Below are 16,415 nucleotides of genomic sequence, written 5' to 3' on the forward strand. Positions count from 1 at the left end.
TAAAGGAATGTTCTAAAACGCAAATTCGTTTCGGTATCCAGTTTTCAAGGATCAAGTTGCTGTTATTACGGGACAATCACGGCTGTGATGTTCGGAATAACAGACAGTCTTACTTGAGAGCTTAAACTCTCAAAACTGACCAACGAGTGAGTATTCGAACCCAAGGGTTCTATTATGGAAGCAAAGCTTCCGATTTGAATGTCTTCATTGCAGAAGACGATTCTCCATAGAAAGGAGGTGATCCAGCCGCACCTTCCGATACGGCTACCTTGTTACGACTTCACCCCAATCATCTACCCCACCTTCGGCGGCTGGCTCCCTTGCGGGTTACCCCACCGACTTCGGGTGTTGTAAACTCTCGTGGTGTGACGGGCGGTGTGTACAAGACCCGGGAACGTATTCACCGCGGCATGCTGATCCGCGATTACTAGCAATTCCGACTTCATGCAGGCGAGTTGCAGCCTGCAATCCGAACTGAGACCGGCTTTGCTGGGATTGGCTCCACCTCGCGGCTTCGCTTCCCGTTGTACCGGCCATTGTAGTACGTGTGTAGCCCAGGTCATAAGGGGCATGATGATTTGACGTCATCCCCACCTTCCTCCGGTTTGTCACCGGCAGTCACTCTAGAGTGCCCAGCTTCACCTGCTGGCAACTAAAGTCAAGGGTTGCGCTCGTTGCGGGACTTAACCCAACATCTCACGACACGAGCTGACGACAACCATGCACCACCTGTCTCAACTTTCCCCGAAGGGCACCTGATGCATCTCTGCTTCGTTAGTTGGATGTCAAGACCTGGTAAGGTTCTTCGCGTTGCTTCGAATTAAACCACATACTCCACTGCTTGTGCGGGTCCCCGTCAATTCCTTTGAGTTTCAGTCTTGCGACCGTACTCCCCAGGCGGAGTGCTTACTGTGTTAACTTCGGCACCAAGGGTATCGAAACCCCTAACACCTAGCACTCATCGTTTACGGCGTGGACTACCAGGGTATCTAATCCTGTTTGCTCCCCACGCTTTCGCGCCTCAGCGTCAGTTACAGCCCAGAAAGTCGCCTTCGCCACTGGTGTTCCTCCACATATCTACGCATTTCACCGCTACACGTGGAATTCCACTTTCCTCTTCTGTACTCAAGTCACCCAGTTTCCAGTGCGACCTCAGGTTGAGCCCAAGGTTTAAACACCAGACTTAAATAACCGCCTGCGCGCGCTTTACGCCCAATAATTCCGGACAACGCTTGCCCCCTACGTATTACCGCGGCTGCTGGCACGTAGTTAGCCGGGGCTTTCTTCTCAGGTACCGTCACTCCGGCAGCAGTTACTCTACCGGACGTTCTTCCCTGGCAACAGAGCTTTACGATCCGAAAACCTTCATCACTCACGCGGCATTGCTCCGTCAGGCTTGCGCCCATTGCGGAAGATTCCCTACTGCTGCCTCCCGTAGGAGTCTGGGCCGTGTCTCAGTCCCAGTGTGGCCGTTCACCCTCTCAGGTCGGCTACGCATCGTCGCCTTGGTGGGCCGTTACCCCACCAACTAGCTAATGCGCCGCAGGCCCATCCCCAAGCAGCAGATTGCTCCGCCTTTCATTCTCTCCTCAGGAGAAAAAAGAAATTATCCGGTATTAGCTACCGTTTCCGGTAGTTATCCCAGGCTTGAGGGCAGGTTGCCTACGTGTTACTCACCCGTCCGCCGCTAAGTTTGAAAGGAAGCAAGCTTCCTCTCAAACTCCGCTCGACTTGCATGTATTAGGCATGCCGCCAGCGTTCGTCCTGAGCCAGGATCAAACTCTCCAAATTGGTATTTAGAAAGAGCGATTGCTCATTTTGAAACATCTGACGAGAATTTACATTCTCATTTTTGGATCTCGCCGAAGCGATCTCCGATACTCACTCGTTGTTCAGTTTTCAAAGATCAAGCTCGTTGTTAGTGTCGACGTTGTCGTCACCAGCAACTCTTATAATATAACATGTTCTTCTTCTGAATGCAACACTTATTTTCAATGAAGCAAAGTGTGTATTCATCAGAGCAACATGTCCAACCTTGTGCAAGGCACCCGCCTTGCGATTGGATATATAATATAACATTATATATCCCTGCTAACAACCCTTAATTTCTACTATTTTCGAGATAGTACTATAGACTTTCATAGATATCCTATACAAGCCTCTGTACCTGTATAACCATGCCCCAAAAACACATGCCGGCCCTCATATCTAGCAGGACCTGCATGTGCAACTCTCCTCTTAGGGACTATCCTCTTAATTGGGAATCCAAGGAGTCTGATTCTTCTTATCTGTACTTGAACGTCCGCTTGAGCTCGAACGCGGCTTGGAGTGGGCCTTATCCTTGGCGGCAGAGTTCTGGCTGGAGGTTTTCGCTTTTGCCGCTGCCGGTTTGGATTTCCCTGGTTTTGTATCCTTTGCTGTTGTGGCCTCAGTGCGCCCCTTATCCGGCACCTCCTCCGCTTCCTCAACCACAGGCTCAGGAATCTGAATCTCGGGTACGCGGTTGTGGGCGAAATTCTCCATGCCCGGATAAGCCGGATATGGCGGAATATTCGATACCATAGGCTGTTCATACATCGGTGACACCGCGTTAGGCATGGCATTCATTCCTCCAGCATAAGGAGAAACCATCCCCATCTGCGGCATGCCGTACACCGGATACCCGTTATACATCGGCTGCTCATAAGGATAGGGCTGAATCGACATTGCGCCGCATCCGCAGGAAGGCCACGGAAGATTAACCTGCTCACTCTGATACTGCGGAGCAAACGCAGCATTGTCACTGACAGGGCTGACTGCTGACATATTCACATTGTTATAATCCGGTTCTGCATTAGGATACCATGCTCCGGGGTATTGTCCAGGCGGACAAGGATTAACCGGCTGAGCATAGAACGGCGGGCATTCCGGCATAAATGCTGCAGGCTGAACATAACTTGGAGCGTTATTCATATTGTTCATATTCATATTGTTCAAATTCATATTGGCCATTGGCTCATATACGGGATATACGGGTGCATAATTCATAAAATACGGATTCTCGCTAAGGCCGGGGTAGCCATCGCTCTTTCCCCAAGGCGAGGTTTTACCCTCATCCCAGGCGGCAGGCTGAACCTCTGACTTATGATGCACTTCTTTGGTTTTCTCTTCCTGCGCGGGAACAGAGATTTGCACATACAAGCTTTGTTTCTCATAGACGGCTTCCTGAACGGGCTTGACTTCCGGCGCTTTGTTAGGTGCAGGGTTAGGTGCAGGCACCGCCAACGGGATAGGGACTGCTTCTGCAGCAGGTGCAGGAACTGGCGCAGGTGCGGGAGCCGGCTTTTCGATGACACCAGTGTAGGTTTTACCGCCAATCGCCGTTTTATCGACCACTGCCGGAGCGGTGGACTGAGCCTGAATTGGGGTCGTATTAGCTTTTACCGGATCGATGGATTGGGCCTGGATTGGAGAGGTACTGACTTTCTTAGGGATATTCACGACTTCACCCGTCATCAGTGCATTAGGGTTCTTAAGCTGCGGGTTGGCATCGATCATATCCTTGAGTGTAACTCCCCAAGCCTTGGAGAGCTTCCATAAGGTATCGCCTTGCTTGACTGTATGCTTATAGTAGATATCGTTGTTGTCCGGAACAGGCAGAGCTACGGGCGCAGCCGGGATCTTAACCTTGTCTCCTACAGCAAGCACATCTGGATTGGTGATTTGCGGATTGGCCTCAATTATTTTTTGCAGCGGCACTCCATACTTCTGTGATAACGCAAACAGCGAATCACCTTGCTTAACAATGTGTATTTTCACGCAGCATTTACCTCCTAAAAGTATCTATTGATCGGCACTGCACCCCGGTTCAGGGATGATAGCCCTCCAGATTCGGTAGTTGCGGTACAGCCGCCTCCTTCGTTACTACATCTTATGCAGCCCATGGGCGAATGACATCCCTATATGCAAAAAAAATCCTTCCATGCTTGGCATGAAAGGATTTTTCTCTATTCGCTCACGCGAAATTTCTGTACTATTCCCAAACCTTATATCCGTCTTTATCAACCACATTGCGGAATTCTTCCAGCAATTGCAGGGTAATCGGCCCGGCCTGGCCGGAACCAATGACTCTGCCGTCGATCTCACGGGCAGCAATAACTTCAGCCGCTGTTCCGGTGAAGAAGACTTCATCGGCAATATAGACATCATGCATGGTGAACGGCTCTTCCTTCAGCGGCAGTCCCAGCTTCTCACACAGCTCAATGATCGCCAGACGGGTGATTCCCTCCAGGGCACCCAGGTAACAAGGCGGTGTATAGACTACCCCTCTTTTGATAATGAAGATATTATCGCCGGAGCCTTCGGTTACATACCCTTGAGCGTTCATCATGATCGCTTCATCGGCTTCCGCCAGATTCGACTGAATCTTCACCAGAATATTGTTGAGATAGTTCAGCGATTTGATCTTCGGATTCAGCGCATCCGGGATATTGCGGCGCTGGGACACCGAAACGGCACGAAGTCCGTTCAGATAAGCCTGTTCCGGGTAGATCGCGAGCTGCTCAACAATGATGATCACACTTGCTTTGGGGCAGCGGCGCGGATCAAGACCCAGGTTGCCGGGACCGCGTGATACGATCAGCCGGATGTAGCCGTCCCGCATTTCGTTCAGGCGGATTGTCTCGGCCATGGCCTCCAGCATCTCATCATAGGCCAGCGGAATGTCCAGCATAATCGACTTCGCCGAATCATACAGCCTGTCCAGATGCTCCTTGCACTTGAAGATGTTGCCGTTATAAATACGGATACCTTCAAAAATTCCGTCTCCATATAAAAAACCGTGATCGAATACGGACACCATTGCCTTGTCCTTCGTTACATGTTGTCCATCCAGATAGATCCATTGCTCAGCCATGAACTTACTGCACCTCCGCTTTCTCTTCCTCATAGGTGTATGTGGGATAGGACCCTAGAATCCGTACCTGACAGCCCAAGGCTTTGATCTCTTCAATCGCACCCGGGAGCAGTACCGATTCTATCGGTTCCAGCACATCAATATAGAAATAATAAGTACCCAGCTTCTTCTTCGTCGGCCGTGATTCAATACGGGACAAGTTCAGCTTACGCCAGGCAAAAGCAGCCAGCACCTGATGCAGTGCACCAGGGAAATCCTCGGGCAGCGTAACAAGAATACTCGTCTTGTCTCCACTGCTCTTCTGTGGAAGCTCCAGCTTCTGCGGACCAACCAGCACGAACCGTGTGTAATTGTTATTATGGTCTGTAATCTGGCGTTCCACAACCTCCAGCCCGTGCGTAGCGGCTCCAAGCGCGGTACCGATGGCAGCCCAGCCTTTACCGGGATTGCCCTTCACAATCTCCACCGCTTCAGAGGTGCTTCCCACAGACTCCAGCTCAGCCCAGGGCATAGCCTTACGGATGAACTGCGTGCATTGCGCCATAGCCACCGGATGGGACAGGATCTTGACAATCTTGGTATAATCCTTGTCCCCGTTCTCCTTCGTGAATTCCTGCGGACAGCTGATCAGATTCTGTATCGACGGGAAAATCCACTCCGCCTGCATCGGCAGGTTCACTTCATTAATGAGCCAGTCGATATGCAGGCTGACCGAGCCTTCTATCGTGTTCTCAATCGGAATGACGCTGTAATCGGTGACTCCGCCAGCCGTGGACAGAAAGACATCGGATATGAGCTTATGATGCTCCAGATGAGCAGGGTTACCGCCAAATAAATGCAGCAGCGCTTCATGCGAGACGGAGCCCTGAGGCAATAACGCTATCGATTTCATGACTGTAATTCTCCTTTTATCATATCCAAAAATGATTCGTTTTGCATCCCGTTTCTTTCAAGCAGCTCTGCCGTGACACCTGTGGTGCATGGGGACAGCCATACGGTACGGGCAGAAATCCCGTTCTCCTGCATAGTCTCTGTCAAAAACAGCTCCAGCTCCTGCTTCCGCGCCTCCTTGCGGTCCACCATGCACAGCAATGTCGGGCCTGCACCGCTAAGCGCAATGCCCAGCGCACCATGGCCGGGCGCTTCCGCCAGCAGCTTCTCCATCCCAGGCACCAGCGGTGCACGGTAGGGCTGATGCAGCCGGTCCTGCATCGCTGTGCCAATCAGGTCCAGCCGGCCTGCGGCTAACGCTGCGGTGAGCAGCGAGGTACGGCTGATATTATGAACAGCATCGCCGAGCGTAACCTCCGCAGGCAGCGCCTCTCTGGCCTTGACGGTCTCCAGCTCGAATTCAGGAATGACCACCAGGAATTCCAGCTCCTGCGGCGGCTCAATCCGGATGTAATCGGCATGCTCGCCATCCCATACGGCCGTAATAATTCCCCCGAAGAGCGACGCTCCGACATTATCGGGATGCTTCTCGATCGCTGTAGCCATATCGAACAGCTTCGCCTGACTCAGCGGTGAACCTATCATAGCATTCGCCGCAGCCAGCGCGCCAATAATGGCCGAAGCACTGCTGCCCAGCCCGCGGGTGAGCGGGATTTCCGAATACATGGAGATGGACAACTCCGGAACCTGGACCCCGGCCTCTGCAAATACCATTTGCGCAACCTTGTAGAGCAGATTGCTTTTGTCCCGGGGAAGACCGGCCATCTCATCTCCATACAGATGAAACACCGTTTCAGCGGCTTCCTCCATTTCAATCCAGGCATACAGCGACAGAGCCATGCCCAGCGTATCGAAGCCCGGACCGAGGTTGGCCGTGCTCGCAGGAACCTTCACTCTAGACCTTCCGTAAATACTCATGGCGGGTAAATCTCCTTCATTATATTTGCGCGCAAGCCCTGTATTCCATGGACACCTGCGATAGTTAGCCTTCTACACGGTAGTGGCTTTTGATGCGGTGAATGACATTCAGTTGCTCCAGATGGCGCAGCACTTTGTTCATACTCGCTCTGCTGGCGTTATGTGTGACAATGATAATTTCGGCATCAGGATTATTAGGATTGGCCTGCTGCACAACGGAATCCAGACTGACATCATATTCGGCAAACACCTGGGTAATCTTCGCCAGTACACCCGCCTTGTCATCGACATGAAGCAGCAGGAAGTTCTTGTAATAAATATCCTCGTCGCTCTTCAGCTTCTTCTGCTTGTACGGCACAATCTGCTTAAGCCCGTTGACCCCCAGCTTCAGGTTCTTGATGACCGCCACCAGATCCGCCACAATCGAGGTTGCCGTAGGCATCGCCCCTGCCCCCGCACCGTAGAACATCGTCTCTCCTACAGCCTCACCATATACATATACCGCATTAAAGACGCCGTTCACGGAGGCAATCGGGTGGTTCGTACGGATCATTGTAGGCTGGACGCTAATGCTGAATTCTTCATCCTGGCGTTCTGCAATCCCGAGCAGCTTCATCTCGTACCCCAGCCGTTTGGCAAAAGCCATATCCTCCTTGCTGACGCCGGAAATCCCGCTTACACTGACATCGCTCAGCTCTACATTGGTCCGGAAGCCCAGCGTGCCCAGAATGGCCATCTTGCGGGCTGCATCCAGTCCCTCCACATCGGACGTCGGATCAGACTCGGCATATCCCAGCTCCTGCGCTTCCTGCAGTGCGTCGAGGTAAGATGCGCCTTCCTGGCTCATTTTGCTGAGGATGTAGTTGGTTGTCCCGTTCACAATCCCCATAATCTTCATAATCTTATCCGAGGAAAAGCCTTCGATCAGCGTGCGGATAATCGGTATGCCTCCCGCCACACTTGCTTCATAGAACACATCGCACTGCTTCTCCTGTGCCTTGGCCAGAATCTCCGAGCCGTGCAGGGCCATCAGGTCCTTATTGGCTGTTACGATATGCTTGCCGCGCTCCAGTGCCTCCAGAATGTACTCCTTCGTCCCTGCGACCCCGCCCATGACCTCAACAATGACATCAATCTCCGGGTCGCGGATAACGGCCCATGGATCATCAGTAATCTTGGACGGGTCCACTTCGATATCACGCGGCTTCTCCGTATTCTTCACGGCAATCCGTTCAATCAGGATCGGCGAGCCGACCTGGCTGCTCAAATCCTCCTGATTTCCTTCCACAATACGGACAACACCCGTACCCACAGTACCCAGACCCAGCAGACCTACTTTAACCGGCTTCATTCGTATTCTCACCCCTGACCAATAATTAACGCACGCTTCACACCGGGAATTGCCTTGAGACTGTCCAGCAAGTCGCCCAGCTCTTCATTCAGATGGGAGATCTCGACAGAGATCACCACGTTCGCCCGTCCTTGCAGCGGTATACTCTGATGGATTGTCAGCACATTCGCCCCGTGAACAGCCACCGAACCGAGCACCTTGGACAACATGCCCGACTCGTGCTCCAGATCAATCGAGATCGTCACAATGCGCTCGCGCTCCAGCTGATGAATTAAGTGTATCCCATCTTTGTATTTATAAAAAGCACTGCGGCTAAGCCCGACCTGTTCCACGCCCTCGTGTACGGTTTTGGCATCTCCTGCTTCCAGCAGCTGCTTGACCTGCATGGTCTTCAGCACCGCATCGGGCAAAATGTCCTCCCGGACCAAATAATAGCGTTCTTTCACGAACGTCCTCACCCCAAAGACTTTTGTATGTACATAGTGGACATTATACGGGATTGAAGGCTTTTATTGCAATAACTTTCTGCAAACATGCGGAAAAGGCTGTCCCCCTATTAGCTAGGAGGAACAGCCTTCACCTGCAGGAATCCAAGAAAATACTTATAGCTGCTGTAACGCTTCAGCTGTAGGCGATGGTCGTTCCGCAGTAATCACAGCTAGTAGATTGGTTGGGAGCTACCGTATTCTGTGCCCCGCAGCCGGGACAGCGGACAGATTTGGGAAGCTGCTGCGGCCTCGGCTGCTGATAGGACGGCTGCCTTGCAGGCTGCGAGAAGGGAGATGCATCTGCCTGCCCCGCCTGGGCCTGCGGCACTGCATCCGCTCCCTCATGGAAGAGAAGCCCGGAGTCCAGCACCCCGTACTTCTGCAGATAGAGAAGGTCTCTATTCACATCCCCTTCACTTTGCCCGGTACGGTCCGCCAGATTCCCGGTATAGCGGACTCTCTCCACCGTGATCAGATGTACATACTGATTGGCGAGCTGCGAGAAGCGGAATCTGGCTTTGGCTGCGCTTCTGGCAAATACGGCCGCAGGCAGAAGCGTTATCAATGAGAACATAATTAACATTCCAATTAACGTACCAGTATCAACGGCGACTTCACTGAAGATGGAATTGACGACAATTCCCATCAACTGCACGAAGCCGCCTACAAATACATGGAACAACAGACTAAAATTGACGGGCTTGCGGTAATTTTTATAATGGGTGCTCAGCATGCGTACCAGCGCAAGCGCAAGTCCCAACGGCATAAACAAATATCCGGCGCCGATAGTTACAACATCAAAAGTGGTCCGCTCATACTTAGGCAGACTATCAGAGGGCTGCCCTTCCCGGCCCGGCAGTAGTCCGCCCGGCTGATTCCCTATCCCCATTGCTGTCTACTCCTCCTATTTAAGCCCCGCCAGCTCCAGGTTACGCCGCTGGAGCGTGCCGGCAATACTCTCGGTTAATTCTTCTGTCTCCGTGTCCCAGCTGGCCGGCAGCTCCTTCAGGACAAGCAGCAGCGCCACATGGTCATGCAGCAGAGAGATCTGCTGCCTAATGATGTCTTCGGTTGCATACAATCCTGGTCTCGATACCGGGTCACTATAGCGGAATTTCTCCTCCAGAGCCTCAAGCAGTTCCACCAGCCTGCTTGCCTCAGAATGCTTCCAGGTGCCGGCAATCCCTCTGATCTCCTGCAGCTCCTGCATGTGAGTACGCAGACTCCGCGAAGCGTCCGCAGCTCTGCGCTCCCCGGATGCGGCATTCCGCCCATACCCCCCTGTAGCCACAAGTACAATGGAAGCTACAATCAGGATCAGCAGCTGTTCTCCCGCATACCAGAGCGGACTCAGCTCCAGAAGCCAGTCCAGCAGAATAGCCGAAGCAAGTACCGCAGCCAGATAGAATGCTATAATTACAGCTCCGCTTATGAATACCGGTGAAGTCCGGCCCGCTTCAGCAGCACGGCGCAGCCAGAGCATGCAATATACATAGACCACAGTCTCTGCCATACCTACAGCAAGCAGAGTCACTACGAAGCGCAGCAGCGATTCCGAGAATCCAAACGTGAAGAAGGTACCCGCAGTAACTGCCAGAACAGCAACATAAATGCCAGTAACAAGACCCGTATATGACCTATGCCTCTGCATCGCGCTCACCCGTTAGCCGCTCTGGTACCGCACTCTGGACAGAATTTCTGTCCGGGCTTCAGCTCATGCCCGCAGCCCGTACACTTAAGGATCAGGCCCTCTCCACAATGCGGACAGAATTTGGCACCTGGGATGACCGCCTTGCCGCAGCTATGGCATACCTTATCCTCCGCAGCCGGCGGGGATTGCAGACTGCGGCCGCAGCCGGTACAGAAGCGTGCATCTGCCGGATTAAGGGTTCCGCAGTCCGAGCAGGATTTAGAAGCAGCAGGAGGTGCCGGCTGGCTGCCAGTACTGCCGTCCAGAGACATGCTACGGGTCATCCGGGTAGCTATCTCAGCCGCAGGCCCCGCCAGCCCAAAGCCCATGCCGAGCCCCAGCCCCGCATTCATCATGCCCACGCCTGCATTGCCCGGATTGCCTGCTGCCTCCTCCATAGCGTCGAAGCTTCGTTCCTGCTGGTAGGTGAAGCCGATAATGTCCATCTCCGCTTTTTTGGCCAAGGCTTCCTTGAGACGCTGGGTTGCCGGATCATCATCGGGAATATTGATCGAATCAATATAGAAATTATTAAGTTCAATACCGCTGTCCAGGAACGAGGAGGACAAGCGCCCCTGAATATGCTTGGAGATTTCAACCACGTAGGCGTTGATCTCCAGGATGCTGATTTTTTTGTGCACCAGATAAGAAGAAATAAGTTCGTTAATATTAGACATCAGCAGACCGCGGAAATAATTAATCATCGTATCCTGATCGAAGACCGGCAGCGTCCCTACCAGCTTCAGCAGGAATTTGCGGGGATCTTCGATCCGGACCCCAAACTGTCCGAAAGCGCGGACCGCTACCATGAGCTTGTACTTAGGGTCTTGCAGCTGCAGCGGCGCACTGGTCCCCCACTTCACATTCATGGAGTTCAGCTTGTTCACAAACCATATCTCTGCGGTGAACGGAGACTTGCCGCCGAACGGCAGGTTCACCACATTCGACAGAATCGGAATATTCGCTGTGCTTAAGGTATGGCGTCCGGCTGTGAAGGAATCCAGCGCCTCTCCACCCTTGAACAGAATCGCTTCCTGGGATTCATTCACAATCAGCTGTGTCCAGGTCCCCAGCTCCTGATTCGGATACTTCCAGGCAAAGACACCCGGAGGCCCGTCATATTTGACTACTTCAATAATTGCCATCTGTCCATTCCCTCTTTCCTGACAGGTATGTATGATATACGCAGATTACACCCTTTGGATTCAACTTAACGTCGCTTATATAATGATTGTAGTAAATTAATCCAGATTTATAAAGAAAACTTTATTAGCAAAAATAGCTTTGCCACCTGTTAAGCAATAAAAAAAGGCCGCATCCCCCTCTCGGAAGATACAGCCGGTAACCTTACTTCTCTATTAATAGTAGCTGCTGTTCTCGACAAATTCGAATTCAAAATCAGCAATGCGCACGATCGTACCTTCCACAGCGCCGCGTCTGCGCAACTCGGCATCCACACCCATGTGACGCAAAGTACGGGCCAGCCTAAGAATCGCATCATGTGTGCTTAGCTGCATTCTCTTAATCATCCGCTCAATCCGCGGACTATTGACTACAAAGGCCTCGTTGTCACGGGTAATCGTGAATGAGTTATCCTCTTCCGCTTCCAGCTTATAAACCTTGCGCTCTTTGCCGGCCACTTCTTCCACCACCGGAGCCACAGGAATACTGTCAAGAATATCTGTAGCACGGTAGAGCAGCTCCTGAACGCCCTGACGGGTCAGTGAAGAGATCGGCATAATCTCAAGGTCCGGGCGAAGCTCCGCGACACGCTCACGGAAGGAAGCCAGGTTCTCCTCGGAATCAGGCATATCCATCTTGTTCGCCGCCACGATCTGCGGACGGTCAATCAGCGCCGCATTGTACTGCTTCAGCTCATCGTTAATCAGTACCCAGTCTTCAAAAGGATCGCGGCCTTCCGAGCCGGACATATCCACGACATGAATGATGATACGCGTCCGTTCGACGTGGCGCAGGAACTCATGTCCCAGGCCCACCCCTTCACTCGCGCCTTCAATCAGTCCAGGCAGATCTGCCATCACAAAGCTACGGCCGTCTCCGACATCCACTACACCCAGATTCGGGGTAATGGTGGTAAAGTGGTACGCTCCGATCTTCGGCTGGGCAGCGGATACGACCGACAGCAGCGTAGATTTGCCCACGCTAGGGAAGCCTACAAGGCCTACGTCCGCCATGACCTTCAGCTCCATTACGATGTAACGCTCCTGGCCCTCTTCCCCGTTCTCAGCCAGCTCCGGCGCCGTATTGTTCGCCGTCGCAAACCGGGTATTCCCCCGGCCGCCCCGGCCGCCGCGGGCCACTACAACCTGTTGCCCATGACGGGTTAAATCGGCAAGGATCTCCTGGGTATCATCATCAATCAACACGGTTCCCGGTGGAATCCGCACGATCATATGATCGGCATTGGCCCCGTGCTGGCTCTTGTTGCGCCCCTTAATTCCCTTATCAGCCTTGAAGTGCCGCTGATAACGGAAATCCATCAAGGTCCGTAAGCCTTCATCCACGCGGAAGATCACATCTCCCCCGCGGCCGCCATCCCCGCCGGCAGGACCGCCATCCGGCACATACTTCTCCCGGCGAAATGCTACGAGACCATCTCCGCCGTCTCCGCCTTTTACATAAACCTTAGCCTTATCTACGAACATAAATGTTCACCTTCCTTACATCTCCAGCGGTAACCGCAGTTCCACATTACCCTTGGCAGGCTGAACCTGCTCCGCCTTCATGATTTTTCCTTGTACTATACTATAAATTTGCCCCTGAAGCAGTTCGGGATTGTCTTGCTCTCCCTCACCTTTGAAAGAGATCAGAATGTCCCTTCCCTCCTGTGAAAAGCTGAGCTCAAGCTTCCGCGTGTCTCCATGCTGTGTTATTCCGCTGTACTGGTACGCTCTAACCGTCTGCATAATTACCGAAGTCAGCTCAGCCCCTGCCTCTGGACTCAGCTTGTCCTCCAGCTGAAGCCCTTCCTCTACCTGTATGTCCAGCTCCAGACTGCTTCTGAACGTACGGAAGGATTGCAGATAGAACACCAGGGAAGGTACTCCCAATTTGGCAATACGGCTGTCCAGCGCAATACGCTCCTTTATTCTTTCCACACATTGTACGGATTTATCAGGCTTGCCCAGCTGGATATATCCGTAAAGCACCTGCAGATCATTCATCCAGTCATGACGATGATGATTCAGTGTCCGGTTTGCCGCCTGCTGCAGAGTATTCTCCTGTATACGCAGTTCCTCTTCATATTGACGCCGGTTGTAAACAAAGCTGAATGCAAGCACTGCCGCTACCCAGACTCCGAGCAGCAGGCATGTGAAAAGGGAGGTTTGCCAATACACGAGACCTAAAGGAAACACTGCGGATAACATGACTGCCCAGACCTTACTTTTCCAGGATTTCATTCTTTCTCCCCGTCCCTTGGTTCGCAAAATTGATTCCAATGTAAGCACTGCTTATCTTGCTTCATATTCACCATTTCCCAGTATAACACAGGCTTTCTCCGCAATCACCAGAATCCCACCACAAAGTGAGGCTTAAGCTTCGATGCTTACTCAGGTACTTTGCGGGACCCCGAAACAATTTCAAAAAAAGCCCCCGGCACTGATGCCGGAGGCTTCTCATCTTCATAGGTTCCGTAAGCTTACGCTTCCAGTGCCGCTGCTACCGGAGCGACATCCACCGGATACACGCTCACTTTTTTGCGGTCGCGTCCCCAACGTTCGAACTTCACTACGCCGTCCACAAGTGCGAACAGTGTGTCATCTTTACCGATGCCCACGTTCGTGCCCGGGTGGATTTTGGTTCCGCGTTGACGAACCAAGATGTTACCGCCGGTTACTGCTTGACCGTCAGCACGTTTCACGCCAAGACGCTTAGAATGGGAATCACGTCCGTTCTTTGTGGAACCAACACCTTTTTTCGATGCGAATAATTGAAGATCCAATTTCAACATGTTGTCAACCTCCTTCTTCAAATGATGACTTCCTGTATCTGAATATATTTCCTGTAGGATTTAGCAATATCCTTGAGCATCAGCACCATGGATTCCAGCAAGAGCTGTACCTTGGCGGAGACTTCGGGATCATTCACGGGAACCAGGGTTCCGCTTAAGAATCCATCCTTCATCGAAGTATCCAGAACAACTCCGGTCAGGCTTTCAATCGCATTCACAGTTCCAACGGTAACCGTCGAAACACCCGCGCAGACGATATCCTTGCCATTCCTTGCGTATTCCGCATGCCCCTTGACGGCAAAACCGACAATGACACCTTGAGCAGAAGCCCGTGTAATCCGCACGTTAATCATTAACGCACCTTCTTACGCTTGAATCTTCTCGATAGTTACTTTGGTGTACGGTTGACGATGGCCTTGTTTCTTGTGGTAGTTCTTCTTAGGTTTGTATTTGTAAACTACAACCTTATGACCCTTACCATGCTTCTCGACTTTGGCTGTTACAGACGCGCCGCTTACCAGCGGAGTTCCTGCAGTCAAACCACCTTCGTTAGAAACAGCCAAGACACGGTCAAACGTTACGCTTGCGCCGTCTTCAGCTTCCAGCTTCTCAATGAACAAAACATCGCCCTCTTGGACTTTGTATTGTTTACCGCCAGTTTCGATAATTGCATACATTGTACTTGCACCTCCTCATGTCTCAGACTCGCCTAGTCAAGGTGGCAATCCCCGGAGGAATTACGCTTCATCTACCCGATCGGAGCGGTTACAGCATGTGCAGGAATGGAACAACCAAACACATACTTGAAGATATTATCATACATATGATCCCTAGTCAATATCTCCTTACAAAATATATACAACCTGACCATCTCTTCCCTACTCCAGCCATGTCCCAACCTTGCCTGTACCGCCGCAGCACTGGCAGATCACCGGGGCAAATCCGGCGGAATCATGTCTGGCCTTCTTACGGGTCATCTCCAGCAGACCGAGATGGGTCCAGCCGAGAATATGCGTCTTGGTCCGGTCCCGGCTGATAATGCTCTCCAGCTTGTCCGTCACCTGCCTGCGGTGCTCTTCCCGCTCCATATCAATGAAATCAACAATAATAATACCGCCCGTATCCCGGAGCCGGACAAGCCGCCCGATCTCCTCCGCAGCCAGCAGGTTGGTCCGCGTTACCGTATCCTCAAGGTTCGTCCCGCCAGTATACTGCGCTGTGTTGACGTCAATCACAGTCAAGGCCTCTGTCTCATCCCAGATGAGCGTAGCCCCGCCTTCGAGGATGATTTTACGGCTGAAGCTCTTGTGCAGTTGATCTGTCACCCCGTAAGCAGAGAAAATGGACTCCTGCCCCCTGTAGAATCCCACAGGCTTGTACCCTTCAGGAGCCATATCCGTCAGGAAGGCTTCCGCCTCCTTAACCGCCTTGGCCGAATCAATCAGCAGCTCATCACGCTGCGGATTGAAGGCATCCCGGATGAACCGCTGGACGATACTCAGATCGCAGTGCAGCAGAGCGGGTGCCTCCACTTCCTTGGAACGCCGGGTAATCATTTCCCACTGCGCCCGCAGAAAAGCCAGATCTCCCTCCACGGCATCCAGCGGCTCGTCCTCGGAGACGGTGCGCATAATAAGTCCTTCCTCACCCTGGCGCAGCCGCTCGCCGATACCTTTGAGCCGGCTGCGCTCCGATTCCCGGCTTATTTTCTTGGAGACCCCGACATATTCGGCAAAGGGCATGTACACCATCCAGCGTCCGGGCAGTGTATAATGCGTGGTTACCCGCGCGCCCTTGCCGCCCCGCGGTTCTTTTCTCACCTGGACGACAATCTCCTGACCGGGCTGCAGCAGCATCTCAATCGAAGGCTTGACGGCCGGCTGCTTGTCCAGATGGGGATGCAATACATCATCTACGTAGAGGAACGCATTCTTTTTCTGTCCGATATCTACAAAGGCCGCCTGCATACCAGGCAGCACATTCATTACCCGGCCTTTATAATAACTCCCGACCAGACCTTGCTGCTGATCGCGTTCAGCCGCATATTCCACCAGCCTCCCGTTCTCCAGAAGTGCCATGCGGGTAATATGCTGTGTACAGTGAACGATCATTTGTTTCATGGCTTCACCTCTGGTTTGAATCGTTACTCG

15 protein-coding genes, 1 rRNA gene and 1 other annotated feature are annotated in these 16,415 nt (G+C 52.5%); all 16 genes read right to left on the reverse strand.

Translation table 11 applies throughout. From position 1 onward, the window contains the following. Positions 1 to 230: 230 nt before the first annotated feature. Positions 231 to 1,791: ribosomal RNA gene (locus tag NST26_RS25090) — 16S ribosomal RNA — on the reverse strand. A 462-nt stretch (positions 1,792 to 2,253) separates the two neighbouring features. Then, positions 2,254 to 3,798 carry a LysM peptidoglycan-binding domain-containing protein gene (locus tag NST26_RS25095; RefSeq protein WP_340980060.1) on the reverse strand — a complete coding sequence of 515 codons (1,545 nt, stop codon included), beginning with the start codon at positions 3,796 to 3,798 and terminating at the stop codon, positions 2,254 to 2,256. Between the two features lie 214 nt (positions 3,799 to 4,012). Continuing rightward, positions 4,013 to 4,894 (reverse strand): branched-chain-amino-acid transaminase, encoded by an 882-nt coding sequence (gene ilvE, locus NST26_RS25100; protein ID WP_209877020.1) that lies wholly within the window; start codon positions 4,892 to 4,894, stop codon positions 4,013 to 4,015. Positions 4,895 to 4,898: 4 nt separating this feature from the next. Then, complete coding sequence (gene pheA / locus NST26_RS25105) at positions 4,899 to 5,786, reverse strand: prephenate dehydratase (protein ID WP_036725885.1); 888 nt, start codon at positions 5,784 to 5,786, stop codon at positions 4,899 to 4,901. After that, a complete protein-coding gene (gene thrB, locus NST26_RS25110) occupies positions 5,783 to 6,763 on the reverse strand; it encodes a homoserine kinase (protein WP_036725886.1) in 981 nt (326 codons plus the stop codon). The genes pheA and thrB overlap by 4 nt, the downstream gene beginning before the upstream one ends. 64 nt (positions 6,764 to 6,827) lie before the next feature. Next, positions 6,828 to 8,114 (reverse strand): homoserine dehydrogenase, encoded by a 1,287-nt coding sequence (locus NST26_RS25115; RefSeq protein WP_036725890.1) that lies wholly within the window; start codon positions 8,112 to 8,114, stop codon positions 6,828 to 6,830. A gap of 8 nt (positions 8,115 to 8,122) precedes the next feature. After that, positions 8,123 to 8,560: an ACT domain-containing protein gene (locus NST26_RS25120; protein ID WP_036698990.1), complete on the reverse strand. Its 438-nt coding sequence runs from the start codon at positions 8,558 to 8,560 to the stop codon at positions 8,123 to 8,125. 175 nt (positions 8,561 to 8,735) lie between these two features. After that, on the reverse strand, positions 8,736 to 9,491 hold the full coding sequence (locus NST26_RS25125; protein WP_340980061.1) for a hypothetical protein: 756 nt from the start codon (positions 9,489 to 9,491) through the stop codon (positions 8,736 to 8,738). 15 nt (positions 9,492 to 9,506) lie between these two features. Continuing rightward, entirely contained in the window at positions 9,507 to 10,253 is a 747-nt protein-coding gene (locus tag NST26_RS25130; protein ID WP_340980063.1) for a hypothetical protein, read from the reverse strand. 5 nt (positions 10,254 to 10,258) lie between these two features. Then, positions 10,259 to 11,437 (reverse strand): SPFH domain-containing protein, encoded by a 1,179-nt coding sequence (locus NST26_RS25135; RefSeq protein WP_340980065.1) that lies wholly within the window; start codon positions 11,435 to 11,437, stop codon positions 10,259 to 10,261. Positions 11,438 to 11,650: 213 nt separating this feature from the next. Beyond that, positions 11,651 to 12,958, reverse strand: a complete 1,308-nt coding sequence (obgE, locus tag NST26_RS25140) for a GTPase ObgE (RefSeq protein ID WP_036725896.1) — start codon at positions 12,956 to 12,958, stop codon at positions 11,651 to 11,653. A 15-nt stretch (positions 12,959 to 12,973) separates the two neighbouring features. Next, on the reverse strand, positions 12,974 to 13,714 hold the full coding sequence (locus NST26_RS25145) for a Spo0B domain-containing protein (RefSeq protein WP_340980066.1): 741 nt from the start codon (positions 13,712 to 13,714) through the stop codon (positions 12,974 to 12,976). A gap of 239 nt (positions 13,715 to 13,953) precedes the next feature. Continuing rightward, entirely contained in the window at positions 13,954 to 14,265 is a 312-nt protein-coding gene (rpmA, locus tag NST26_RS25150) for a 50S ribosomal protein L27 (protein ID WP_020429282.1), read from the reverse strand. Between the two features lie 17 nt (positions 14,266 to 14,282). Beyond that, positions 14,283 to 14,618 carry a ribosomal-processing cysteine protease Prp gene (locus tag NST26_RS25155; RefSeq protein ID WP_036725900.1) on the reverse strand — a complete coding sequence of 112 codons (336 nt, stop codon included), beginning with the start codon at positions 14,616 to 14,618 and terminating at the stop codon, positions 14,283 to 14,285. 12 nt (positions 14,619 to 14,630) lie between these two features. Further along, positions 14,631 to 14,942 carry a 50S ribosomal protein L21 gene (gene rplU / locus NST26_RS25160; protein ID WP_036698983.1) on the reverse strand — a complete coding sequence of 104 codons (312 nt, stop codon included), beginning with the start codon at positions 14,940 to 14,942 and terminating at the stop codon, positions 14,631 to 14,633. A gap of 14 nt (positions 14,943 to 14,956) precedes the next feature. Further along, positions 14,957 to 15,042 (reverse strand) — a sequence feature (ribosomal protein L21 leader region). A gap of 101 nt (positions 15,043 to 15,143) precedes the next feature. Beyond that, a complete protein-coding gene (locus NST26_RS25165; RefSeq protein ID WP_036725903.1) occupies positions 15,144 to 16,385 on the reverse strand; it encodes an Rne/Rng family ribonuclease in 1,242 nt (413 codons plus the stop codon). Positions 16,386 to 16,415 lie beyond the last annotated feature (30 nt).

This window comes from Paenibacillus sp. FSL R7-0128 (assembly GCF_038002245.1).
GTDB lineage: Bacteria > Bacillota > Bacilli > Paenibacillales > Paenibacillaceae > Paenibacillus_AQ > Paenibacillus_AQ silagei.

Bases quoted from the DNA above. Each gene is read 5' to 3' on its own strand.
- ilvE (WP_209877020.1), bottom strand. From the start codon at position 4,894: ATGGCTGAGCAATGGATCTATCTGGATGGACAACATGTAACGAAGGAC.
- pheA (WP_036725885.1), bottom strand. From the start codon at position 5,786: ATGAAATCGATAGCGTTATTGCCTCAGGGCTCCGTCTCGCATGAAGCG.
- thrB (WP_036725886.1), bottom strand. From the start codon at position 6,763: ATGAGTATTTACGGAAGGTCTAGAGTGAAGGTTCCTGCGAGCACGGCC.
- NST26_RS25115 (WP_036725890.1), bottom strand. From the start codon at position 8,114: ATGAAGCCGGTTAAAGTAGGTCTGCTGGGTCTGGGTACTGTGGGTACG.
- NST26_RS25125 (WP_340980061.1), bottom strand. From the start codon at position 9,491: ATGGGGATAGGGAATCAGCCGGGCGGACTACTGCCGGGCCGGGAAGGG.
- NST26_RS25130 (WP_340980063.1), bottom strand. From the start codon at position 10,253: ATGCAGAGGCATAGGTCATATACGGGTCTTGTTACTGGCATTTATGTT.
- NST26_RS25135 (WP_340980065.1), bottom strand. From the start codon at position 11,437: ATGGCAATTATTGAAGTAGTCAAATATGACGGGCCTCCGGGTGTCTTT.
- obgE (WP_036725896.1), bottom strand. From the start codon at position 12,958: ATGTTCGTAGATAAGGCTAAGGTTTATGTAAAAGGCGGAGACGGCGGA.
- NST26_RS25145 (WP_340980066.1), bottom strand. From the start codon at position 13,714: ATGAAATCCTGGAAAAGTAAGGTCTGGGCAGTCATGTTATCCGCAGTG.
- rpmA (WP_020429282.1), bottom strand. From the start codon at position 14,265: ATGTTGAAATTGGATCTTCAATTATTCGCATCGAAAAAAGGTGTTGGT.
- NST26_RS25155 (WP_036725900.1), bottom strand. From the start codon at position 14,618: ATGATTAACGTGCGGATTACACGGGCTTCTGCTCAAGGTGTCATTGTC.
- rplU (WP_036698983.1), bottom strand. From the start codon at position 14,942: ATGTATGCAATTATCGAAACTGGCGGTAAACAATACAAAGTCCAAGAG.
- NST26_RS25165 (WP_036725903.1), bottom strand. From the start codon at position 16,385: ATGAAACAAATGATCGTTCACTGTACACAGCATATTACCCGCATGGCA.